The 21366-nt window shown below is 38.8% G+C and carries 20 protein-coding genes; 12 read left to right on the top strand and 8 right to left on the bottom strand.

From position 1 onward, the window contains the following. Positions 1 to 502: 502 nt before the first annotated feature. The 3 genes from B554_RS0117710 to B554_RS0117720 all read left to right on the top strand — a co-directional run bounded on the left by B554_RS0117710 (position 503) and on the right by B554_RS0117720 (position 4055). Entirely contained in the window at positions 503 to 1924 is a 1422-nt protein-coding gene (locus B554_RS0117710; RefSeq protein ID WP_004701709.1) for a GntP family permease, read from the top strand. Positions 1925 to 1957: 33 nt separating this feature from the next. Further along, positions 1958 to 2743 carry a 3-hydroxybutyrate dehydrogenase gene (locus B554_RS0117715; protein ID WP_019459108.1) on the top strand — a complete coding sequence of 262 codons (786 nt, stop codon included), beginning with the start codon at positions 1958 to 1960 and terminating at the stop codon, positions 2741 to 2743. A 325-nt stretch (positions 2744 to 3068) separates the two neighbouring features. Continuing rightward, positions 3069 to 4055 (top strand): AraC family transcriptional regulator, encoded by a 987-nt coding sequence (locus B554_RS0117720; RefSeq protein WP_019459109.1) that lies wholly within the window; start codon positions 3069 to 3071, stop codon positions 4053 to 4055. A gap of 67 nt (positions 4056 to 4122) precedes the next feature. Here the strand turns inward: B554_RS0117720 and B554_RS0117725 are convergent, their stop codons facing one another. Both B554_RS0117725 and B554_RS0117730 read right to left on the bottom strand, forming a co-directional pair. Then, a complete protein-coding gene (locus B554_RS0117725) occupies positions 4123 to 5466 on the bottom strand; it encodes an MFS transporter (protein WP_019459110.1) in 1344 nt (447 codons plus the stop codon). A gap of 16 nt (positions 5467 to 5482) precedes the next feature. Beyond that, positions 5483 to 6694, bottom strand: a complete 1212-nt coding sequence (locus B554_RS0117730) for an OprD family outer membrane porin (protein ID WP_413540761.1) — start codon at positions 6692 to 6694, stop codon at positions 5483 to 5485. Positions 6695 to 7063: 369 nt separating this feature from the next. On the opposite strand from B554_RS0117730, the gene B554_RS0117735 reads away from it, so the two are divergent. From B554_RS0117735 to B554_RS0117755, 5 genes are read left to right on the top strand one after another with little or no spacing between them, the layout of a single operon-like run. Beyond that, the gene (locus B554_RS0117735) at positions 7064 to 8314 is read left to right on the top strand and encodes a dienelactone hydrolase family protein (RefSeq protein ID WP_019459112.1); all 1251 of its coding nucleotides are present in this window, start codon (positions 7064 to 7066) and stop codon (positions 8312 to 8314) included. 12 nt (positions 8315 to 8326) lie between these two features. Continuing rightward, complete coding sequence (locus B554_RS0117740) at positions 8327 to 9112, top strand: SDR family oxidoreductase (RefSeq protein WP_019459113.1); 786 nt, start codon at positions 8327 to 8329, stop codon at positions 9110 to 9112. Positions 9113 to 9155: 43 nt separating this feature from the next. Further along, entirely contained in the window at positions 9156 to 10394 is a 1239-nt protein-coding gene (locus B554_RS0117745; protein WP_019459114.1) for a styrene monooxygenase/indole monooxygenase family protein, read from the top strand. A 28-nt stretch (positions 10395 to 10422) separates the two neighbouring features. Then, entirely contained in the window at positions 10423 to 10953 is a 531-nt protein-coding gene (locus B554_RS0117750; RefSeq protein ID WP_019459115.1) for a flavin reductase family protein, read from the top strand. Between the two features lie 53 nt (positions 10954 to 11006). Beyond that, positions 11007 to 11954: a transporter gene (locus tag B554_RS0117755; RefSeq protein WP_019459116.1), complete on the top strand. Its 948-nt coding sequence runs from the start codon at positions 11007 to 11009 to the stop codon at positions 11952 to 11954. Between the two features lie 56 nt (positions 11955 to 12010). Here B554_RS0117755 and B554_RS0117760 read toward each other — a convergent pair whose 3' ends face one another. From B554_RS0117760 to antA, 4 genes are all read right to left on the bottom strand, one after another. Beyond that, positions 12011 to 13063, bottom strand: coding sequence for an AraC family transcriptional regulator (locus B554_RS0117760; RefSeq protein WP_019459117.1), 1053 nt, complete (start codon positions 13061 to 13063; stop codon positions 12011 to 12013). A gap of 450 nt (positions 13064 to 13513) precedes the next feature. Next, positions 13514 to 14548, bottom strand: a complete 1035-nt coding sequence (antC, locus tag B554_RS0117765) for an anthranilate 1,2-dioxygenase electron transfer component AntC (protein WP_081400442.1) — start codon at positions 14546 to 14548, stop codon at positions 13514 to 13516. Between the two features lie 5 nt (positions 14549 to 14553). Beyond that, the gene (gene antB / locus B554_RS0117770) at positions 14554 to 15045 is read right to left on the bottom strand and encodes an anthranilate 1,2-dioxygenase small subunit (protein WP_000076813.1); all 492 of its coding nucleotides are present in this window, start codon (positions 15043 to 15045) and stop codon (positions 14554 to 14556) included. A 2-nt stretch (positions 15046 to 15047) separates the two neighbouring features. Further along, positions 15048 to 16463, bottom strand: coding sequence for an anthranilate 1,2-dioxygenase large subunit (antA, locus tag B554_RS0117775; protein WP_019459119.1), 1416 nt, complete (start codon positions 16461 to 16463; stop codon positions 15048 to 15050). A 219-nt stretch (positions 16464 to 16682) separates the two neighbouring features. Between antA and B554_RS0117780 the strand changes: the two genes are divergently transcribed. The 4 genes from B554_RS0117780 (at position 16683) to B554_RS0117795 (ending at position 19315) form a co-directional block, all read left to right on the top strand. Beyond that, entirely contained in the window at positions 16683 to 17033 is a 351-nt protein-coding gene (locus tag B554_RS0117780) for a winged helix-turn-helix domain-containing protein (RefSeq protein ID WP_019459120.1), read from the top strand. A gap of 182 nt (positions 17034 to 17215) precedes the next feature. Then, positions 17216 to 18001 carry a molybdate ABC transporter substrate-binding protein gene (gene modA / locus B554_RS0117785; RefSeq protein WP_019459121.1) on the top strand — a complete coding sequence of 262 codons (786 nt, stop codon included), beginning with the start codon at positions 17216 to 17218 and terminating at the stop codon, positions 17999 to 18001. Further along, a complete protein-coding gene (modB, locus tag B554_RS0117790) occupies positions 17998 to 18690 on the top strand; it encodes a molybdate ABC transporter permease subunit (protein WP_019459122.1) in 693 nt (230 codons plus the stop codon). Before modA ends, modB begins: the two co-directional genes overlap by 4 nt. Before the next feature lie 4 nt (positions 18691 to 18694). After that, positions 18695 to 19315: an ATP-binding cassette domain-containing protein gene (locus B554_RS0117795; RefSeq protein ID WP_019459123.1), complete on the top strand. Its 621-nt coding sequence runs from the start codon at positions 18695 to 18697 to the stop codon at positions 19313 to 19315. Positions 19316 to 19361: 46 nt separating this feature from the next. Here the strand turns inward: B554_RS0117795 and B554_RS0117800 are convergent, their stop codons facing one another. Beyond that, positions 19362 to 20966, bottom strand: a complete 1605-nt coding sequence (locus B554_RS0117800) for a PepSY-associated TM helix domain-containing protein (RefSeq protein WP_019459124.1) — start codon at positions 20964 to 20966, stop codon at positions 19362 to 19364. Beyond that, positions 20963 to 21259 (bottom strand): hypothetical protein, encoded by a 297-nt coding sequence (locus tag B554_RS0117805; RefSeq protein ID WP_019459125.1) that lies wholly within the window; start codon positions 21257 to 21259, stop codon positions 20963 to 20965. The genes B554_RS0117800 and B554_RS0117805 overlap by 4 nt, the downstream gene beginning before the upstream one ends. Between the last annotated feature and the right edge of the window lie 107 nt (positions 21260 to 21366).

Below are 21366 nucleotides of genomic sequence, written 5' to 3' on the forward strand. Positions count from 1 at the left end.
TATATTTTAACGCCTTTGCCATGATTAGACCCTAATCTATTCATAAAAAACATGATTATTAGAGTAAAAAAATTCTGCTTAATTTTTAATATAAGGGATGGAATTTATTTAGTAATGAGAAATTAACCTCCTTAATATTTATTAAGTTAATGATGTAATTAAACTAATTTAAAAAATATATTATTCAATTGGCTTAATTAAATAATATAGAGGTATTGATTTAATTTACTCAATAATTAATAAGTTTTACAAAATAATAATAATTTTTAAATAGTTGAATTTTACCAAATATGCAATATAAGTAATTGTATTTTATTGATATTTTTAATTTTAAATAAATTACATTGTTTTTAAATATTTTAGTGATATTTTATTTTTAAGCTCATTTACCTATTACCACACATGGATATTGTGATTTTTATCATTATAGGTTTGGGATAACCTAAATATCTTTTGGTAATTTTATTGAACCTAGTATTTATTCTTTAGGGAGAAGGAATATATGTGGGAACTATTTGTCATTCTACTTTCGCTTGGGCTGTTGATGTATACAGCTTACAAGGGCTTTTCAGTCATTCTCATGGCACCAATTTGTGCCTTACTTGCAGTTTTACTCATTAACCCAGCCAATGTTTTACCGTTTTATTCGGGTGTCTTTATGCCCAAAATGGTGAACTTTATTAAAGATTACTTTCTTGTGTTTTTGCTCGGGGCAATTTTCGGTAAAGTTGTTGAAATGTCAGGAATTGCTGAGTCTATTGCTCGAACCATTGTGAGATGGATTGGAGCAAAAAAAGCAATTTTAACCGTTGTACTATTAGGTGCAATTTTAACCTACAGTGGTGTAAGTTTATTTGTTGCTGTATTTGCCATTTATCCTTTTGCCAATCAGTTATTCAGACAAGCTAATATTCCAAAACGTTTAATTCCGGGAACTATCGCGCTTGGTGCATTTACATTCACCATGGATGCATTGCCGGGTACTCCACAAATCCAAAACGTAATTCCAACCACTTTCTTTGGTACCAATATTTATGCCGCACCATTTCTAGGAATTATTGGTGCTATTTTTGTTTTATGCATGGGTTTAAGCTACTTAGAATGGCGTCGCCGTGCTGCTGCAAAAGCTGGGGAAGGATTCTCTGGTTTTGGTATAGACAATATGCAGTCTCAAGAAATTGAAGCTGATATGGCTCTACAAAATAATGGAAGTAAGGCTCGTCAGTTTCTAGCATTTGTACCGCTCATTCTTGTTGCAGTAATGAACAAATATTTGTCTAAAGCAATCAAAGAGTGGTATCCAAATGGCTTTGATTTTGCCTCAGTTGGTCTTGCTGATTACACCGTAGATGTTGCAAAAACTGGTGCGATCTGGGCGGTTGGTCTTGCGCTCATTGTCGGGATTATTACTGCAATTTTGTTTGATTACCAACGTGTAGTGACGAACTTTAAAGAAGGCATTAATGCCAGTATTGGTGGCTCACTTTTAGCAGTGATGAATACGGCTTCTGAGTATGGCTTTGGTGCAATTATTGCGTCATTACCGGGCTTTGCCATGATTAGTCATGCAATGAGCAGTACCTTCACAAATCCTTTAGTAAATGGGGCGGTGACGACAACCGTTTTAGCAGGTATTACCGGTTCAGCTTCTGGTGGTATGAGTATCGCTTTAAGTGCGATGGCTGAACATTATAACGCCGCAATTTTAGCTGCAGGTATTCCACCAGAAGTCATGCACCGTGTGGTTGCAATGGCCTCAGGTGGTATGGATACCTTACCGCATAATGGTGCTGTAATTACTTTACTCGCTGTTACAGGTTTAACCCATAAACAATCGTATAAAGATATTTTTGCAGTTACGGTAATTAAAACATTAGCAGTATTTGTAGTGATTACGGTCTTTACCGTAACGGGTATTGTTTAAATCAGCACGTTATAAGTATTAAGGAGTAAATAGATGACTAAACTTTTAGACGGTAAAGTTGCTTTTATTACAGGTTCTGCAAGTGGTATCGGTCTAGAGATTGCTAAGAAATTTGCTCAAGAAGGTGCCAAAGTTGTTATTTCTGATATGAATGCCGAAAAGTGCCAAGAAACGGCGAATTCACTTAAAGAGCAAGGCCTTGAAGCATTATCTGCACCATGTGATGTGACCGATGAAGACGCTTATAAACAAGCAATTGAGCTTACTCAAAAGACCTTTGGCACGGTTGATATCTTAATTAATAATGCTGGTTTCCAACATGTTGCACCTATTGAAGAGTTTCCAACGGCTGTTTTTCAAAAGTTAGTTCAGGTCATGTTAACAGGGGCATTTATTGGTATTAAACATGTTTTACCAATCATGAAAGCTCAAAAATATGGACGTATTATTAATATGGCTTCAATTAATGGCTTGATTGGTTTTGCTGGAAAGGCTGGTTATAACAGTGCTAAACACGGCGTGATTGGTCTAACAAAAGTTGCAGCATTGGAATGCGCGCGTGATGGTATTACAGTAAATGCTTTATGCCCCGGTTATGTAGATACGCCATTGGTTCGTGGGCAAATTGCAGATTTGGCTAAAACGCGTAATGTAAGTTTAGACAGCGCACTTGAAGACGTAATTTTGGCAATGGTTCCTCAAAAGCGTTTGTTATCTGTTGAAGAAATTGCTGACTATGCGATTTTCCTTGCGAGTAGCAAAGCTGGTGGAGTAACAGGCCAAGCTGTCGTTATGGATGGTGGCTACACAGCACAATAATTTAAGTATTTTAAAAGCCGCTTATTTTAAATAGGCGGTTTTTTTATTCGTTAAAAATTTATGATAGTCTGCTGTTCAAAATAATGATTTATATCTACTCTATTTGTTTATAAAAAATCTAATAAAATAAGTTCATTAAGGTATAAAATTATACTTTAAAGGTATTTAACTTATTTCCATTTTTAAAATTTAATAGAGTATGAGAAAGTAATCTTTACTCTCTTTCTTGATTCGGTATTTTCAGGAAAATTCGTCAATTAAAGGATATTAATTGGCATACAAGTTGCTTTTTAAGCAATAAGTTATTTAGCTAGGTGAAAAGGATATGATATCACTCAGCCAACAGATGGAACTCAATCATTATTCACGCAAAGCTGAATTTGCGCAAAATCTGATGTCCACAATTTGTGGTGAACACCGTCTAGATACAATTTACAAAGATACTCTCGATTTTCACTATGACGGAATGCGTTTGCCTAATAAAAAAATGGCAATCGGTACAATCAGTTATGGTGCAAACGTTGCTATTAACATCTCAAATTTAAAAGCGTATAGCATTAGTTTGCCGATACAAGGTCGACAAGCTCTCAACATTCGTGGTGCTCATTATCAATCTGATGAAAATAGAGGCCTTATTGTTTCTAATAACGATCACCAAGATTTGATTATCGATAAAGATTGCAGAAAATTTCAGGTGGTTATTCCTGAACGGAGTATGCAGATTGTTCTTGCAGATCTACTCAATAAACCCATAGAAGCTCCCATTATTTTTAACCCTGAAATGCACTTAGACTCTGAGCAACTTATTGGTGCATGGTGGAAGAACATTCAAAATTTTGTACAGTTAAAATCGCAATATAGCAATTTTTATGGTTTGCAAATGCTATCTGAAGACTATGAAAATTTTGTAATTAAAGCGTTATTGTTGTCTCAAGAAAATAACTACTCTGAAGCCTTAAAGTTACTCTCACATCAGGATGAGCCAGCTTATATTCGTAAGGTTCGTAATTTTATTATTGAACATGCGCACGAAGAGATCTGTGCAGAAGATTTGCAGCGTCTGGCTGGAGTTTCAAAATCAAAATTGTATGACGAATTTCAACAATACTACGGTACAAGCCCTATGTCGTATTTAAAAAAATATCGTCTCCAACAAATTTATAAAATCTTGAGCACCACAGGAGCAGATAGAAAGGTTTCTATTTCAAAGCTTGCTTATGACTGGGGTTTTAACCATTTAAGTCGTTTTTCTCAAGAATATCGTGAAGAATTTGGAGAAAATCCAAGTGAGACTAAAGGCAAAATTTTTTAATATTTAATTTTTCCATTAAAAAACTGATTTAATTATTTAAATCAGTTTTTTATTTATTGATTAATATTTATAAACTTTCTTCAAGTTTTAATACTTGTTTGTTTTTAGATTTCTCATAAATCACTTTCAGACTAAGTGCGATAAATGAAATGAAGGTTGGTAGTGCAAGAATAAAGAAAATACCACTTAAGCTTAGGTTGAAAGTAAAAATAAGAGAGCCAAAGAAAGCACCTAAAATTGCACCGATACGACCAATACCATGCATCCATGAAACACCAACCGCGCGGCACACTGCAGGATAGAACATAGCTGCAAGTGGCAGTAATGAAGACTGAGCACCTGCGAGTAATGCACCAATTAAGAAAATAGTAAGACCTAACAAGAAAATATTTGTGCTCACCAGACCTGCAACAATGAATAGAGCAAAAGCGATGAGATATGAATATTTAATCACTGTAGTTGGGTTTAGTTTATCCATGTACCATCCCATAATGGTTGCACCAATCACACCACCAAAAGGGAAAATCGCTGCAATTAAACTAAACTGTTGAGTACTAAAACCTGCTGTTTTTAAAATCGTTGGCATCCAGCTTGTTAAAAGATAAAACACCAATAGACTGGTAAAGCAGCAGAGCCAAAGCATGCTTGAACCCCACAGGTATTTACCTAAAACCACTTTAACTGGATTTTCATCAGAGGCATTTTCTGCTTGAGTTAAAACAAGTTTTACCGGCTCTTGGAAGGAATGTCCTTGAATGTTCTCTAAAATACGCTGAGCTTTGTCTTGTTGATGACGTGTAATTAAGTATTGCGTTGATTCAGGTAATTTAAGCAATAAAGCAACTACTAAAATGAGCGGAATGCTTCCGCCGATAATAATTACTTTGGCCCAGCCATAGTTTTCTAATAGATAAGCTGAAAGGACACCACCACAAGAAATACCCAGCATAAATCCACAGCCAGCAAGGCCTGTAAGGAATGCTTTACGTTTTACAGGCATATATTCAGAGACAATCGTACTGATGTTTGGCATGGCTGCACCTAAACCAACACCTGTAATAAAGCGATAAATCATTAAGTCTTGGGTTGAATTGGCAAAGCCACACAAAATCGTAAATATGGAAAATAAAAGACTTGTAAAAACAATGACGCCTTTACGTCCAAATTTATCGGACAAAGGCCCCGAAATGATTGCACCGATTGACATGCCGACTAAGGCAGCACTTAAAACCGGAGCGAGTTGAGGCTTGGTAATACCCCAATCATCTAATAATGCAGGAGCAATAAAACCAATAATTCCGGTGTCTAGACCATCACAGAAAAAGACGAAAAAGCCTAGGATAAAAACCATCCACTGTAGCGGAGACAGTTTCTCACGGTTGATAATCGTGTTTGCATCTATCGTTTTCATATATATTCCTTATTCATTAAAATTTTTTGCTGTAATTGACGAAGAAACGGTTTTCAGAGAAATCGTTCCCATGCTTAACGTCGTAATTGATGAAGATGTACTGAAGAGCTAAACCTTTGAGGAATGGCTGTTGAAGGGCATAATTGACAATAACGTTTGCTTCACTTTCTTTATTTTTTAAGCCATCTGCTGTTTTAAAGTGATCACCATATACATATTTGAAAGTCGTATTTAAACCCGGCACGTAATCTTTAAAGTCATAGCCATAAATGAAGTGGTAAGACTTTTCATCTTGTTTGAAAAAACCAGTGGTGTTCCAGTTAATGAAATAAGTTTCAGGCAAGAAACCATCTGGTAACGGGTAAGCAGACTCACCAATAATTTGCTGATAACCTAAACCAAAGCTATGATTTTTTACTTTAAGCGTTTCTAGTAACCCTACATTTTGTGCATCGATGTCAAAAAGATTTCCATTATCTTTGGCATTGAAATATTTGAACTTTGAATTAACTGAAAAATTAGAATTTTTCCATATATGGTCAATGCCGACATAGTGTTTGTTATATAAATCCTCCATATTCCCAAAGTAATATTCACCCTTCAATGTAGGCGTAAATTGATAGCGTAGATCTATGTAGTTAAGTCCGTCGGAGTAGCCAGTCACACCTTTTGAAGTAAAAGAAAATCGATAGAAATCTTCTTCATTTCGCGGTGATACTTTTTCAATACGGCCAATTTCTGCAAAAAGCTTATCGTTTAGCTGGCTCTTAAGGTTAGTTCCCCAATAAGATGTCAGGAGTTGTCGACTTGCATCTACAGTGGTTACGGGTAAATCCAGCCATAATTCACCAATGCTGAGTAGCGTCTTGTTATAGCCTAACTTTAAGGTCGCGCCATATTTTAGGTAATCAGGTGCTTGTGACTGCGTCGCTTTATCGAAAGGTAACACCGTATCTGCAACATGTTTATCTTGGCTTAAACGAACCGCATACTGTGCTGAAGCATTTGCGCCAATTTGAATTGGGGTTCCTCCAATTTCTAACGGCGTATCATGCATATTTGAGCTGTAAAATAGAGAAACTGATTGTGACCAGCTACCTGTATCTTTTACATCTGGATTATCATAGTTTCTGTCTATATATGCATTTTTTGATGTAAATTTCCATTCTTCATCCGCTGAATAAGCCTGAGTAGAAAATGCACTGCAACATAAAATATTGATCAGCATTAACGTTTTTTGTTGTCCATAAATTGGCCATGGTCGATGCATAAATAAACGCCTTAATTTAGAAAATGACTGTGCTTTTTTTATGTAATCAAACGAATTACATGACTTGATTGAACTATTTTTAGCCAATCGTCACTATCCAATAAGTCCTAATCTTCATCCATTTTTTCCAAATGAGATAAAAAGTATTAATTTAATTTTTTAATTTAAGCTTTTGAAATATAGGTGTTTATTGTTTTTTTTAGTTTTTATCCAGTTTGATGGGTTTTGATAATTGCGCAGAGATTGGATAGTGCTTGCAGCTTTTGGACAGTCTAAAAAAAATTTCGGATAGAAGATAAAGCCATAACAATGTCAGGAGTTGACACTATGGCTGGTCAAACCATTCAAATTAAAACAGCATCTGGAAAGCAGTTCAGTGCATATCTAGTGACGCCAGAAACAGGAAAAGGACCCGGTGTGGTGCTTTGTCAGGAAATCTTTGGGGTGAATGCAGCCATGCGAGAAAAAGCAGAATTTCTTGCAGAAGAAGGCTATACCGTTTTAGTTCCTGATTTATTTTGGCGTGTAGCACCTAATATTGAACTGGGTTATACACCAGAAGATTTTCAAAAGGCTTTCGAGCTTTATCAGCAATATGATGAAAATCTTGGGGTTGAAGACATTCAGGACAGCTTAGCTTTTTTAAAGACACGACCAGAATGTGACACCTCTATAGGACTTGGTGTGGTGGGGTACTGTTTGGGTGGAAAGCTTGCTTATCTGGCAGGCTGCCGACTTCCTAACGTGGCATGTGCCGTAGGTTATTACGGTGTAGGCATTGAAAAAGCGTTAGATGAGTTAGCCAACGTAAAAGGGCGTTTGGTTTTACATATTGCAGAGCTGGATCAATTTACACCGCCAGATGCGAGGCAAGCGATTGTGAATGCAGCCAACCAATATTCAAACGTACAAGCCTATGTTTACGAAGGTGTTGATCATGCTTTTGCACGCCCAAAAAGCGATCATTATCACAAACCTTCAGCACGTTTTGCCCACGAGCGTACAGTAACCGCTCTACATGACACGATTGGACCGAAATATGACTTAGTTGCTTTATGGGAAGAGCATATTCGTCATGAATTCGATACGCGTGACGTGCCAGCAACCATGGCAACAATGGTCGCAGAACCGTATGTCAACCATATTCCAACCTTAACTGGTGGTGTAGGTCAAAGCCAGCTTGCCCGTTTTTATCAATATCACTTTGTTCATCAAAATCCAAAAGATATGAAGATCACTTCGATCTCTCGTACGGTTGGCTCAACGCAAGTGGTAGATGAGTTCATTATGAGCTTTACCCACGATGCTGAAATTGACTGGTTATTACCGGGGGTAAAACCGACTGGTAAATACGTTGAAATTCCAATGTTGGGTGTAATTCAGTTCAGAGGTTCAAAGCTGTGCCATGAGCATATTTACTGGGACCAAGCGTCTGTACTGGTTCAAATTGGTTTATTAGACCCAACAGGTTTGCCTGTTGCAGGTGTCGAGACCGCACGAAAACTTCTTGATGAAGATCTTCCTTCAAATACGTTGATGCCATCTTGGTCAAGTAGTGAAGGCAAGCCAGTCAATTAAGGAGTATCTGCAATGAATATAGATTTAAAAGGAAAAGTCGCTGTGGTAAGCGGCGGCGCAACACTGATTGGTAAAGCTGTTGTACAAGCTTTGGTCAGTGCAGGTGCTCATGTCGCTATCTTAGATATTGATGACAAAGGCAAGGCAATTGCAGAAAGCTTTAACCATGACGTGATGTTTATTCAAACCGATTTAACCAGCGATGCGGCTATTCAACAAGCCGTGGCGGATATTCACCAACATTTAGGTGAAGTGAGTTACTTGGTCAATCTGGCATGTACCTACTTAGATGATGGTTTTAAATCCTCACGTCAGGACTGGTTACAAGCACTTGATATTAATTTGGTCTCTACAGTTGAGCTGAGCCGTGCTTTATACCATGACCTAAAAAAGCAGCAAGGTTCAATCGTTAATTTTACTTCAATCTCGGCCAAAGTGGCACAAACAGGGCGCTGGTTATATCCAGTGTCTAAAGCCGCCATACGTCAACTTACACAAAGCATGGCAATGGATTTTTCTACCGATGGTATTCGCGTCAACTCCGTTTCACCGGGTTGGACATGGTCTCGTGTCATTGCAGAAGTCAGTGGTAATAACCGTGAAAAGGCAGATAGCGTGGCAGCCGATTATCACTTGCTAGGCCGATTGGGTCATCCCGAAGAAGTCGCCAATGTTGTTTTGTTTTTATTGTCACCCGCTGCGAGTTTTGTCACCGGAGCAGATTACGCAGTCGACGGTGGCTATTCAGTAATGGGCCCTGAAGGATCACAGCCCGCTATTCCACGTTTAGCCGAATAGCACAGCGTTTTAAAAGCACATTTAGAAAATTATGGAGAATATTATGCGCCGTATTGCAATTGTTGGAGCAGGACAGTCAGGTTTACAGCTGGGTTTAGGCTTATTAGATACAGGCTATGACGTAACTATGATCACCAACCGAACTGCCGATGAAATCCGTCAAGGTAAAGTCATGTCAAGCCAGTGTATGTTTCATACCGCTTTACAAACTGAACGTGAATTGGGACTAAATTTTTGGGAAGAACAATGTCCAGCGGTAGAAGGTATCGGGCTGGCTTTAGTTAATCCTGAAAATGGTGGTAAAGCATTTGAATGGAGTGCTCGTCTTGAACGCTACGCTCAATCGGTCGATCAACGCGTCAAAATGCCATATTGGATGGAAGAATTTGAACGCCGTGGTGGCCGATTGATAATTCAGGATGTAGGTATAGAGGAATTAGAACAACTCGCAAACGACTACGAACTTGTATTACTCGCGGCTGGTAAAGGTGAAGTCGTTAAACAGTTTGAGCGTGATGATGCACGTAGCGTTTTTGATAAGCCACAGCGCGCTTTGGCATTGACCTATGTCAAAAACATGAAGCCAATTTCACCATACTCTCGTGTGACTTTTAATATTATTCCAGAAGTGGGCGAATACTTTTCATTTCCAGCACTTACCGTTAATGGTCCTTGCGACATTATGGTGTTTGAAGGTATCCCAAATGGGCCAATGGACTGTTGGCAAGATGTCAAAACACCAGAACAGCATCTGCAATGCAGTTTGGACTTACTCAAGAAATTTGTGCCTTGGGAATATGAACGCTGCGCGAATGTTGAGTTAACCGATGCTGGTGGATATTTAGCAGGACGTTTTCCGCCGACAGTACGTAAACCCGTTTTAACCTTACCTTCTGGCAAGAAAATTTTTGGTATGGCAGATGCCTTGGTGGTGAATGACCCGATTACTGGTCAAGGCTCAAACAACGCTGCTAAGTGTAGCAAAATCTATTTCGATGCAATTTTAGCTAATGATAATCAAAACTTTAGCGAACAATGGATGGTTCAAACTTTTGAACGTTATTGGGCTTATGCAGAAAAAGTGGTGGCTTGGACCAATAGTCTGTTAGTACCACCGCAACCCCATGTTGTTGAGCTATTAGCAGCCGCAAGCCAAAACCAAAGCATTGCTTCAATTATGGCCAATAACTTTGATGACCCTCGTGCCTTTGCTCCTTGGTGGTTTGATGCAAATCAGGCTCAAGCATTCATGGCCTCAAAAACCGCAGCAAAAGTGGCTTAAGGGCAAAACAGCAAAGGGAGATATGAAAATGGACACAATTGAAACTTTAGCTTTACAAGCAATTAATGCAGAAAACCCAAGAGAAATCCGTAATTTGCTTGGACAGTTTGCAACTGGCGTTACCGTGATTACAACTCGTGGTAAAGATGGTCGAAAAATAGGAATGACAGCCAATTCCTTTTCATCACTGTCTTTAGATCCGCCATTAATTTTGTGGAGTCTTTCAAAAACAGCGCCAAGTTTGTCTGATTTTGTAGAGGCTGAATATTTTGCCATTCACATGTTGGCACAGGAGCATCATCAGCTTTCTGGACATTTCGCTCGAGGTGCCGAAGACAAATTTGCAGGCATTGCCCATCAGCAATGCAATGCAGGCATTCCAATTTTATCCGATGCACTCGCAACCTTGGTTTGCCGCAATGTAAATCAGTATGAAGGCGGCGATCACCTGATTTTTATTGGTCAGATTGAACAATACCAACAACGCCAAGGTGAACCATTGGTATTCCACGCAGGAAAGTATCGGATTGCCGCAGAGCATCCAGAATTAGCACATTAATTCACCACAATCACGATCAATCCGGTCGTGATTTTTTTATAGGAAATAAGAAGATGAAAAGCACTTTAATTAAGCATGGCTTTTTAGCAGGGACATTGTTGGGTTTGCCATTAGTTTCTCATGCCTATGATTTACCGACCGTAAACTTAGGTATGACCAGCTTTCTTGATGGCGGTTTACCCGCAGGGCCTGGCTGGTATGCTCAAACTTACTTTCAAAATTACGATAGTAATAAACTGGTCGATGCCAATGGACAAAAATTAGGTTTACCTAAAACAGATTTAAATTATCAAGTACTGGTTGAACAGATTAGTTATTTATCGAATGTCCGAGTAAAGGATAAAGCCAGCCTAGGTATGAATTTTTTAATTCCTTTTGTCAGCAAAATGGACATGGATGATGGATTGAATAATGCTGCTATTAAAGCCCAAAGTGGCTTTGGGGACATTATGATTGGACCTTTTATTCAGTTCGATCCAGTCATGGGTGCACAAGGGCCGAAGTTTGTACATCGTTTTGAGTTTCAGGTGAATTTACCTACGGGCGAATATGATCGGCAAAAAGATATTAACCCCAGTAATAACGCTGTTTCATTTGATCCTTATTGGGCTGCAACGTATTGGTTTAATCCTAAATGGACTGCATCCACACGTATCCATTATCTCTATAACTTTAAGAATAATGACCCAAGCTATGCTTTTGCTGGAGCTAATGATATGCAAGCTGGGCAAGCAATTCATGCAAACTTCGCAACAGACTATGCCATTACTGAACAGTTTCGCTTAGGACTAAATGGCTATTGGCTAAAACAAGTCACTGATACCGAAGTCGATGGTGAAAAAGTCAAAGGTAGACGTGAGCAAGTCTGGGCGATTGGTCCGGGTGCGATGTATAGTTTTTCTAAAAATGATCATTTGGTTGCAAATGCTTATTTTGAGCAAGATGCTGAAAACCGACCAGAAGGAACACGATTACAAGTTCGTTATGTTCATCATTTCTAAGTCATAAAAAAAGCCTTTTATATTTATTGATATAAAAGGCTTTAACTATTTTTAGTTTACGAAAAAATTGAAGTAATTAAGCCTTCACTTTGACCAGAACGGCGGGTAGAAGAAGGTAATTCACCATAACGGCGTTTGTACTCTTGAGAAAAACGACCTAAGTGAGTAAATCCCCACTTAAATGCAACGTCAGTGACAGAGAGATTTTCATTATGCATCAGCTCTAAATGAGCTTGTTCAAAGCGTAATTCTTTTAAATAAGACATTGGGGTAGTACCCAAATAGTTTTTAAAACCAGTAAATAGGGTTCTTACGCTCACGCCTGCATGCTCGGCCAGAATTTCGACGTTAAGCGGCTCATGTAAATGTTCTTTTATGTAGGCTTCTGTACGCTTCACAAAATAAGGAGAGACTGTTTTTTCTTTATGCTGATCTATTTTATGTAACGCATTATTGGGTTGACCATAAATGAGTGCATTAAATAGATTTGACTCAAATTGTTTAAAGGCTAAAGGATGATGAAGCGGATGTTGTTCACAAGCCAAAGCATCCATCAACGTTCTAACGAGCTGTAAAAAGTAGGCTCCACTTTGTGTAGCAAAGTCTAATTTGGGGTCGAAAACGAGTAAGTTATTTTCTGAATCAGCAATGTGTTGACGGCAATGATACGTAAAATCATCCTTTGAAACTTTTAGAATGAGCTGTGGTGAGTTCGCATGCCAGCGCATACGTAAAGATTGCTGAGGAGAAATAAGAGAAGCAACTTGAGAATAAGAAATAAACTTTTGAGAACCAAACTCGATTTCTGCGTAGCCTTGAGTTGGAATTTGAATTAGGTAAAAGCTATCAAGGTGATCTGGTTCAATAATGACATCCGCACCATATTCCAAGCGACTAATAGACAGTGCGCCTGTTTTAACATGGTGCATGGTTGCACTGAAATCTCGCTTCTGCTGAGAGATTTTAAGATCATGCGGTTTAAAAATTTGGCCAACATTTCGGCAAGTTTCGCTTAAATCGTGGTGATCAAACACCAGATTATGATTGGTAAAGATAGACTCATTTTGAAAATGACGCCCACTGAGTTCTGGGGAGTTGGCTTGGTTCATATTTATCCCTTTTGGCTCACTCCTGTATTTACTTGTATTGCAAGAGCTTTAAAACTTCACTGCACAGCAAGTAAATACGGCACTTAAAAAATTAAGTTACTCGCAAATTACAATGAGATATAAGCAAAATACAGACCAATTTAACCGCTAGTTAATGTGATTTTCTCAAATTTTTACATCGGATTTTGTCTATCAATTTAGTAAATTCGAGAAAAAGAATAGGGGGATATAAAAGGTGCTATAAGTTAATCTCATCATGATCTTATTCCTTAAGATCTATCAAAATTTATAGCAAATCCGAGTGAGCTGGTCAATTTATTTTGTCGGAATTTATTATTTTATATTATTGATATATAAAAACTTTTAATTTAAATGCAAAAATTCAATATACCCCCTACAGAGTATATTGAATCATTTCAGGTTTTAGTGGTTTTTAAATTATTTACACTTTTAACGTGAGGTATTACTCTGTAAAAACTTCTCGCTGTAAATACGGTAGTTTTGCAAAGATTGTTCATCTAACCAATTTTTAACAGCTTCAATCATTGGTGGTGGACCACATAAATACATATCAAAAGCCTGCTCTGCCAATTGATCTTTATTTAAGTGCTCATGAATATAGCCAGCTTTGCCTTGCCAAGCTTCGGTTGCTTTAGTCACAATCGGGTGATAACTAAAGTTTGGTAGCTGCTCCGCGTAGGCATGCAAACGCTGTTGTTCGCATAAATCAGTTTCATTATTTACGCCATAGTACAACTGAACAGCAGGTGAGTTAGGCTGCTCAACCAAGTTATCAAGCATTCCTAAGAAAGCTGATAATCCTGTTCCACCAGCCACAAAAACCAGTGGTCGCTGTACTTCACGTAAATAGAAACTACCAAGCGGCGCTTCAATGAGTAGGGTTTGTCCAACCTGACAACGATCACGCAAATAATTACTCATCACACCGTCTGGCAAGAGACGAATTAAAAACTGTAATTGATTGGTTGCGTTTGGTCTATTGGCAAAAGAATAAGAACGCCAGTCTTCAGTATCTGGAATTTGTAAACGAGCATATTGACCTGGTAAAAACTGAAGTTGTGCAGCATGACTACTTGCATCAAGATGCAAAATTGCTGTCGTTTCAGAAACCAACTCAACAGCGGTCACTTTGGTTTCAATTTTTAAAGTATCACCAGCGTTACAGATAGCAGAATCATGATCGAAATAAAAAGCTGCATCGGATTTCACACGCGTCTGGCAAGCTAACATTTTACGCTCAGCCAAATCACGCTCACTTAATGCATCTTCATCAACATATTCTTGTTCATAAATACCAGTTTCACACTGACCCTGACAGGTACCACAAACACCTTCACGGCAGTCTAGTGGTAAGTTAATTCCTTGGCGAACTGCTGCATCAAGCAACAATTCGTCGTTATTTACCGAAATGAAAAAGGTTTTGCCATCGGCAAAGTTAAGTGCAACTGAATGTCCCATTTTCATTCCCCTTAAACGTGATAGAAGTCTAAAACGGAATCAATTTTGTCATTAAGCAAAATGCTGTGCTGACGACGAATACGGAAACCATCTGCGGTTTGGCGTAAAAGATAAGTAGCGTGTCCGTAAAAACAGCCTTCTAAACCTTGACGGTTATAAAGCGTTTGCCATGCAACTTTTGCTTCAATTAATCCATCTTCCAGTGTTTTAACACGAATGTTGTTTATGCTGTGCAAAGTACGTGGTAACGGTGTTGCAGACGCAGCTTTTCCAGTACGGATACGGAATACACGGTCTTCGAGTCCAGTACGGTCCGCATAATAAATATAAGACAAGCCCTGATTTGGATCTTGAACATAGTTATGGTCATCAATCCACTGTGGAATATGATATTCACTATCTTCATCGTAAAGCTCAAGGTAGGCATCCCAGTCATAAGCATCACAAAGCTCTGCCTTTTTGTACAAAAACTGAGATACAGCAAAATGTAGTTCTTGTGACATGATTACACCTCATCCATTACGGCATTGTTTTCAAAAGTAATATCCTGCATTTTCAAGGCTTTCTTGTTTAAGCCGTCGAGCATTAGGCGCTGCCAGTGTCCATGTTGATTTACATAGAGTCCTTCATGGGTAAACTCTCGGCCAGTAATGACGGGTTGAATGCCTAAATCTTGTGAGTTTTTGGTCGCGCCATATTCCCAAGACTGACAACCGCGAGAAATATCGCTCCAACGTTCAAGTCGTGCTTGGAAACCTTTTTGTTGCTCACGGAATTCAACTAAATCGTCTGGTGTACCAAGGCCCGACACATTAAAGAAATCTTCAAACTGGCGAATACGGTTACGACGCGCTTCAGCAGATTCACCTTTAACACCAATACATTGGCTGATGACTTCAGTTTTATTCCAAGCGACAGGGCGAACAATACGAAGCTGAGAACTAATCTGATCCATAAAGAATAGGCTAGGGTACAAGTTTAAGTTTCTTAAACGATGCATTGCCCATTCAGCATATTTGTCGCCATATTTTTCGACCATATATGGCATAACTGTGCTGTAACCCGGACGAACTGTTGGGTTCGGCATATCACTGAATAAAACACTGTGGCCATTCTTAAAACTAAACCAGCCATCGTCAGTTTCTGAATCACCGGCACCTAACTTGCTGTAGTCAAGCGTATCGAGTTCTTCACCTTTTGATGCATTGACTTGTTGACGGTGTTGGACTGTAGAGACGTAGTTATAGTGAACGGTACTTACATGGTAGCCATCTAGGCCATTTTCATTTTGTAGCTTCCAGTTACCTGCAAAGGTATAAGATGACTTGCCTTGAAGTACTTCGAGTTCACCTGTTGGCGACTGGTTAACCATTAAATCAAGGAACAATTTGGCATCGCCCAAAAAGTCTTCAAGAGAATCTGTTGCTTGAGTATCAAGGCTTACAAATACAAATCCACGATAGCTGGCAATACGGCCTTGTTTTAAGCCTCGGCTTGATTTATCAAAATCTTCACAGTATTCACCAGGCGCTTTGACTTTAACCAAACGGCCATCTGACTTATAGCACCATGCATGGAACGGACAGGTAAATGTAGACTGGTTGCCTTTGGCAACACGGGTTAAAGTCGCACCGCGGTGTTCACAAGCATTGACCATGGCATGTAGTTCGCCTTTACCATCACGGCTCACAATAATCGGTTGGCGACCAATTTGAACTGTTAGGAAATCATGATTGTTTGGAATCTCACTTTCGTGGCATGCATAAATCCAAACCTTTTCAAAAATAAGTTCCATTTCCAAGTCAAATAGTTCAGGCTCAGTAAACATATTACGTGCAATGCGAAACACGCCATCGTTAGGACGGAAGTCGATACATCCATCTACAAAATCATTCCATTGTTTTAAATTAGATGAGGTCATTTGCTCAATCCTATTCATTCAGCTTTTAACTGATTGAACCGCGATTAGGCTTTGGCCTCTATCCGTTTTTTCCAGATCTTTATCCACTTTGTGCAGTTTTGATTTTTTAATAAGACTATTTTTAAGAGCTAATCGAGATTTAAATTTGTATATGTCTTAGCTTGTTAAATTTCCCTATAATGTTAACGAGCATAAAATAAACTTTTGTGAACTAAGTCTATGAAAGAACAAAACTTAAAATTACAGATTAGAATTCTTTTAGAGCAGAACATTGCGTTTGGTCCGGGTAAGGCAGACTTACTTGAAGCAATTGAGAAAACTGGTTCGATCTCACAAGCCGCAAAATCTATGAATATGAGCTACCGCCGTGCGTGGCAGTTGGTAGACACCATGAATCAATGCTTTGAAACAGCTTTGGTGGAAACTCAAACAGGCGGAACACATGGTGGTGGGGCAGCCGTTACAGTTTTGGGCCAGAAAGTCTTACAGCACTATCGTCAAATGGAAATCAATGCTCGACAAGCCTTAGAACATGATTATCAAATTATGAGTAGCTATTTAAAGAAATAAGATGAGAAATACTTTATAAATCAAAAAATTTAAGTGCGAATCAGTTTTACTTACCTATAATTTTTAACTGCTTAGAAAAAAACATCCATCTTTATAAATAATTTCTACTTTTCATCGCGTATGCTTATCGCTATATTCTTGGGTATATATCGCTGCAAAAAACGACAAAAAGGTAAAACATAATGGTAAGTGATACGAAGATAAAAAAGTTGGCTTTAGTCTGTTCGGTGCTCAGCATAGGAGTAGTCTCTAATGTTCCAGCCAAAGCTGAATCGGTTACCGTTTATGCAGCAGCGAGCTTAACGAATGCGATTAACGATTTAGAAAAAATTTATGAAAAACAAAATAAAGTAGAAGTTAAAACTTCATATGCAGGCTCATCGACATTAGCCAAACAAATTGAAGCTGGGGCACCAGCGGATGTATTTATTTCAGCAGATACCCAGTGGATGGATTATCTACAAAATAAAAAACGAGTTGCAACAAATGACCGTATAAATTTATTAGGTAACCGTTTGGTTCTAATTACTCCTAAAGGTCAGTCACTAAAAGTAAAACTAGATAAAACGATCGATCCAAATAAAGTGTTTACAGGCAAGATTTGTACAGGAGATACCAAAAGTGTGCCTGTAGGCAAATATGCTAAACAAGCTTTTACTAACCTAGGTTGGTGGAGCCGTATTGAGCCAAAGTTAGTTGAAACAGAAGATGTTCGAGCGGCATTAAACTTTGTTGCACGTGGTGAATGTCAGGTTGGCATTGTCTATGCAACTGATGCAGCGATTAGTAAAGATGTAACAGTAGTTGGTGTATTTCCAGAAAATACGCATTCATCAATTATTTATCCTGTAGGGATAGTTAAAAAGAATCCGAGCTCAACAAATTTCTATCAATTTTTACAAAGCAACCAAGCCAAAGCTGTCTTTAAAAAGTATGGTTTTAGCGTGTTGGCTCCAGCAAAGCCATGATGTTCTCTTTAACCCCAGAGGAACTCAGCGTTCTGCAACTTTCTTGTAAGGTTGCAGCAAGTTGTCTTGTCGTCAGTATTATTCCTGCAATTTGCGTGGGATGGTTTTTGGCGCGTAAAGAGTTCTGGGGTAAGTCATTCATTGAAACTTTAGTGTTTTTACCTTTAGTGCTACCGCCGGTCGTTCCTGGTTATTTGTTATTACAAGTTTTTGGGAGCCGAGGCATTATTGGACAATATTTGGCACCGCTCGGAATTGATTTTGCATTTAACTGGAAAGGTGCCGTTCTTGCTTCAGCAGTAATGGGTTTTCCGCTATTGGTACAATCTATTCGATTAGCGATTGAACTGGTCGATCAACGTTTAGAAATGGCAGCAAAGACATTAGGTGCCTCATCTTTAGGGGCCATTTTTCATGTCACGTTGCCACTTGCCAGCAGTGGTATTTTAATTGGTGCTATTTTATGTTTTTGCCGTAGTTTAGGTGAGTTTGGTGCAACCATTACCTTTGTGGGTAATATTTCAAATGAAACACGGACTTTACCTTTGGCCATGTATAGCTTAATGCAACAACCCGATACCGAGGCCGCTATTCAAAGGCTAATTATTTTATCGTTAAGCGTGGCTTTTTTAGCGCTATGGTTTGCACAGTGGTTTCATCGTTATCAAAAGAAGCGCTTAGGGCGGTAAGATTATGTTGATTGATTGCCGTTTTCAGCTACACATGGGTCAATTTCATATTGAAGCTAGTTTCCAGTCAGATGCTACTGTTATTGGGCTATTTGGTGCCTCTGGGTCAGGTAAAACATCGATTTTACATGCCATTGCAGGGCTGAACACACCGCGTAGTGGACTCATTAAAATACAGGATCAAACATGGTTTGATTCAAATCAAAACATTAACTTGAGTACCCAAAAGCGGCATGTTGGATTAGTTTTTCAAGATGCTCAGCTTTTTCCGCATAAAACGGTGAAGCAAAACTTATTATTTGGTCTTAAGCACCTGTCCCAACAAGAACGTCACTTTGAAGCAGATTACATTATTGAATTATTAAAGTTAGGGCACTTATTACAACGTATGCCCATCAAACTCTCAGGAGGGGAAAAACAGCGCGTAGCACTGGGTCGAGCATTATTATATTCACCTAAGCTGTTATTGCTTGATGAGCCGTTATCAGCACTAGATGCGAATCATAAAGCTGAAATTATTCCTTTTTTTCAGAAAGTAAAAGATGAAATAAAAATTCCGATGATTTATGTGAGTCATGATATTCAAGAAATTAAACAACTGACCGAAACAATGTGGATTTTATAATTTTTCATATTTCACACATTATTTCAGTCTAGTTAGTTCATGGTTGTTAGTTAGCCCATAAACTGCCAGTTGGTGCAGATTTTCGGCGATCTTGGGCTTGTTGATAAAAACGCCAGAAAGCGAATGCAAAAATGACAGCCAAGAAATCAACTACTAAGATTTCTCCACCATGTACCCATAAGCCAATTTGAGGAATGAGGTAGGCTAAAAGGGAGGTAAGCGGAATCGCAAATAACACCAAAACCAAGGTTAATAGCAGTTGTGGTAAAGCTTTTGCATAACCAATCACAAAGGTATAAATCAAACTCAGTAGGAAAATCGCATAATAACCATACATAAAGAGGTGATTCATGCTTTCAATGTTAAGCGCTGCGAAAAGCCAACGACTGGCCAACATTGTACCTACGACAGCTAAAACACACCCTAAACATGCACCTATCGTTAAGTTCGCAAGGAACACTACATCTTTACGTTGAACAGGAACAGGATCTTCAGCACGCTTTTGTTTACGTGCGCGGGTTTCAACCCAAAGAATGTTACCTGTATAAAACAAGAAAGCGCCACCAACACCTAACACAAAATAAATCCAGCGTACGCCCGTACCACCAAAACTTCCAAAATGTAGACTAAACATGGCATTGATTAACTTATTCCCAGCATCAGTCTGTGTGTTAATGCCTTTATGGTTAAAGTGCTCAACTGCATATGGGTTCATACGCATAAAGTCATGATTTGCACCACGCAACATCTGATCTGAGCTATAGAGAGCAATACGTGCATTGGCTTTTTCAGGTTTATCTAGGCCACTGAACTGGATATAGTCAACAGAATATTCAGGTGCTACTTTTTTAGCTTGAGCTAATATTTGCTGCACATCAATCTGGGTTTGTTTAGGTTGAATAAGCGCAGGGGGAGAACGCTGAAAAACTGGCTGTCCTTTGAGAGCAAGTTGTCCAATCGCATCATAAAAAAAGTCATGAAAAGCAAAGACAATAACGCTAATACTAATAATGATGTGAAATGGTAAACTGGTAATTCCAATCACATTATGCGCATCTAACCAAAAGCGCTTTTTATTTTTACCGGGCCGAATGACAAAATAATCCTTTACCAAGGTTGGTAAAAGTATGATCACTCCTGAAAGCAGGGCAAGAAAATATAAAATTGAAACTACGCCCATCACATAGAGACCTAATCCGTGATGGCCTGCCATGCCCGGTATGCCTGCTGTTTCATGCAACTGTTCAATTAGCCAGCCTGCTTTAGATAGGTTTTCTTGAGCAACAATTAACTCGCCGTTGTTATCTAAGCTTGCCATCCACGTAGACTGAGCAGCATTAAAGCCATCTCCACGTTCATGTTCACTCCACGTAATGGGTGCATAGTGAAATTCATTGGACGATAAATTGAGTGTGAAGTTCTTTTGCGCAGCAGGATAGGCAGTCTGTACTTTTTGAATGAGTTCATTATATTGATCGGGTGAGACTTTCGGTAAAACTTGCTGTGTTGGCGTAGCCCACTTACTAATATGGTGCTGAAACATGCTGAGCCCACCAGCAAAGAAACAGATAAAAAGCAAAATCCCTGCACATACACCCACCCAAGTATGCATGCTTTTTGCTAATTTCATGATGTCTGAACGTACTTTCATGTTGAACCCCGTAATACAAAAATACAGCTATACGCTAGGGCATTAGCAATGAATAAATAGATAAGCGCTTTTCGTCCAGTCGTAAAAAAATAACTGCCAAACATAATAGGCATCCAAACCCAAGGAACACTCCACATACCCACTTGAACCAATAAATCCATGGCAACATAAGGACGACCTAATAGAACTACTAAATTGCCAATCGCGATGGAAAGACTTAGCCCTAAAACCCCGCCAGCAAAAGTTTTACTCCACCAGTCTGGCTGGATCGGAGACTGAATTTTAGCTTTCATGAAATCAGTTTCCGTTTAAAAAGCGCTATAAAGGGAAGAAACGACCATGCAAAAATGATGAGCATGAACCAACAAAAAGCAGCAACCACTTTTGGTAAGCTTGCAAA

Source organism: Acinetobacter sp. GG2 (assembly GCF_000292385.1).
Classification (GTDB): domain Bacteria; phylum Pseudomonadota; class Gammaproteobacteria; order Pseudomonadales; family Moraxellaceae; genus Acinetobacter; species Acinetobacter seifertii.

Coding starts and splice junctions, on each gene's coding strand:
- B554_RS0117710 (WP_004701709.1), top strand. CDS start 503: ATGTGGGAACTATTTGTCATTCTACTTTCGCTTGGGCTGTTGATGTAT.
- B554_RS0117715 (WP_019459108.1), top strand. CDS start 1,958: ATGACTAAACTTTTAGACGGTAAAGTTGCTTTTATTACAGGTTCTGCA.
- B554_RS0117720 (WP_019459109.1), top strand. CDS start 3,069: ATGATATCACTCAGCCAACAGATGGAACTCAATCATTATTCACGCAAA.
- B554_RS0117725 (WP_019459110.1), bottom strand. CDS start 5,466: ATGAAAACGATAGATGCAAACACGATTATCAACCGTGAGAAACTGTCT.
- B554_RS0117730 (WP_413540761.1), bottom strand. CDS start 6,694: ATGCTGATCAATATTTTATGTTGCAGTGCATTTTCTACTCAGGCTTAT.
- B554_RS0117735 (WP_019459112.1), top strand. CDS start 7,064: ATGGCTGGTCAAACCATTCAAATTAAAACAGCATCTGGAAAGCAGTTC.
- B554_RS0117740 (WP_019459113.1), top strand. CDS start 8,327: ATGAATATAGATTTAAAAGGAAAAGTCGCTGTGGTAAGCGGCGGCGCA.
- B554_RS0117745 (WP_019459114.1), top strand. CDS start 9,156: ATGCGCCGTATTGCAATTGTTGGAGCAGGACAGTCAGGTTTACAGCTG.
- B554_RS0117750 (WP_019459115.1), top strand. CDS start 10,423: ATGGACACAATTGAAACTTTAGCTTTACAAGCAATTAATGCAGAAAAC.
- B554_RS0117755 (WP_019459116.1), top strand. CDS start 11,007: ATGAAAAGCACTTTAATTAAGCATGGCTTTTTAGCAGGGACATTGTTG.
- B554_RS0117760 (WP_019459117.1), bottom strand. CDS start 13,063: ATGAACCAAGCCAACTCCCCAGAACTCAGTGGGCGTCATTTTCAAAAT.
- antC (WP_081400442.1), bottom strand. CDS start 14,548: ATGAAAATGGGACATTCAGTTGCACTTAACTTTGCCGATGGCAAAACC.
- antB (WP_000076813.1), bottom strand. CDS start 15,045: ATGTCACAAGAACTACATTTTGCTGTATCTCAGTTTTTGTACAAAAAG.
- antA (WP_019459119.1), bottom strand. CDS start 16,463: ATGACCTCATCTAATTTAAAACAATGGAATGATTTTGTAGATGGATGT.
- B554_RS0117780 (WP_019459120.1), top strand. CDS start 16,683: ATGAAAGAACAAAACTTAAAATTACAGATTAGAATTCTTTTAGAGCAG.
- modA (WP_019459121.1), top strand. CDS start 17,216: ATGGTAAGTGATACGAAGATAAAAAAGTTGGCTTTAGTCTGTTCGGTG.
- modB (WP_019459122.1), top strand. CDS start 17,998: ATGATGTTCTCTTTAACCCCAGAGGAACTCAGCGTTCTGCAACTTTCT.
- B554_RS0117795 (WP_019459123.1), top strand. CDS start 18,695: ATGTTGATTGATTGCCGTTTTCAGCTACACATGGGTCAATTTCATATT.
- B554_RS0117800 (WP_019459124.1), bottom strand. CDS start 20,966: ATGAAAGTACGTTCAGACATCATGAAATTAGCAAAAAGCATGCATACT.
- B554_RS0117805 (WP_019459125.1), bottom strand. CDS start 21,259: ATGAAAGCTAAAATTCAGTCTCCGATCCAGCCAGACTGGTGGAGTAAA.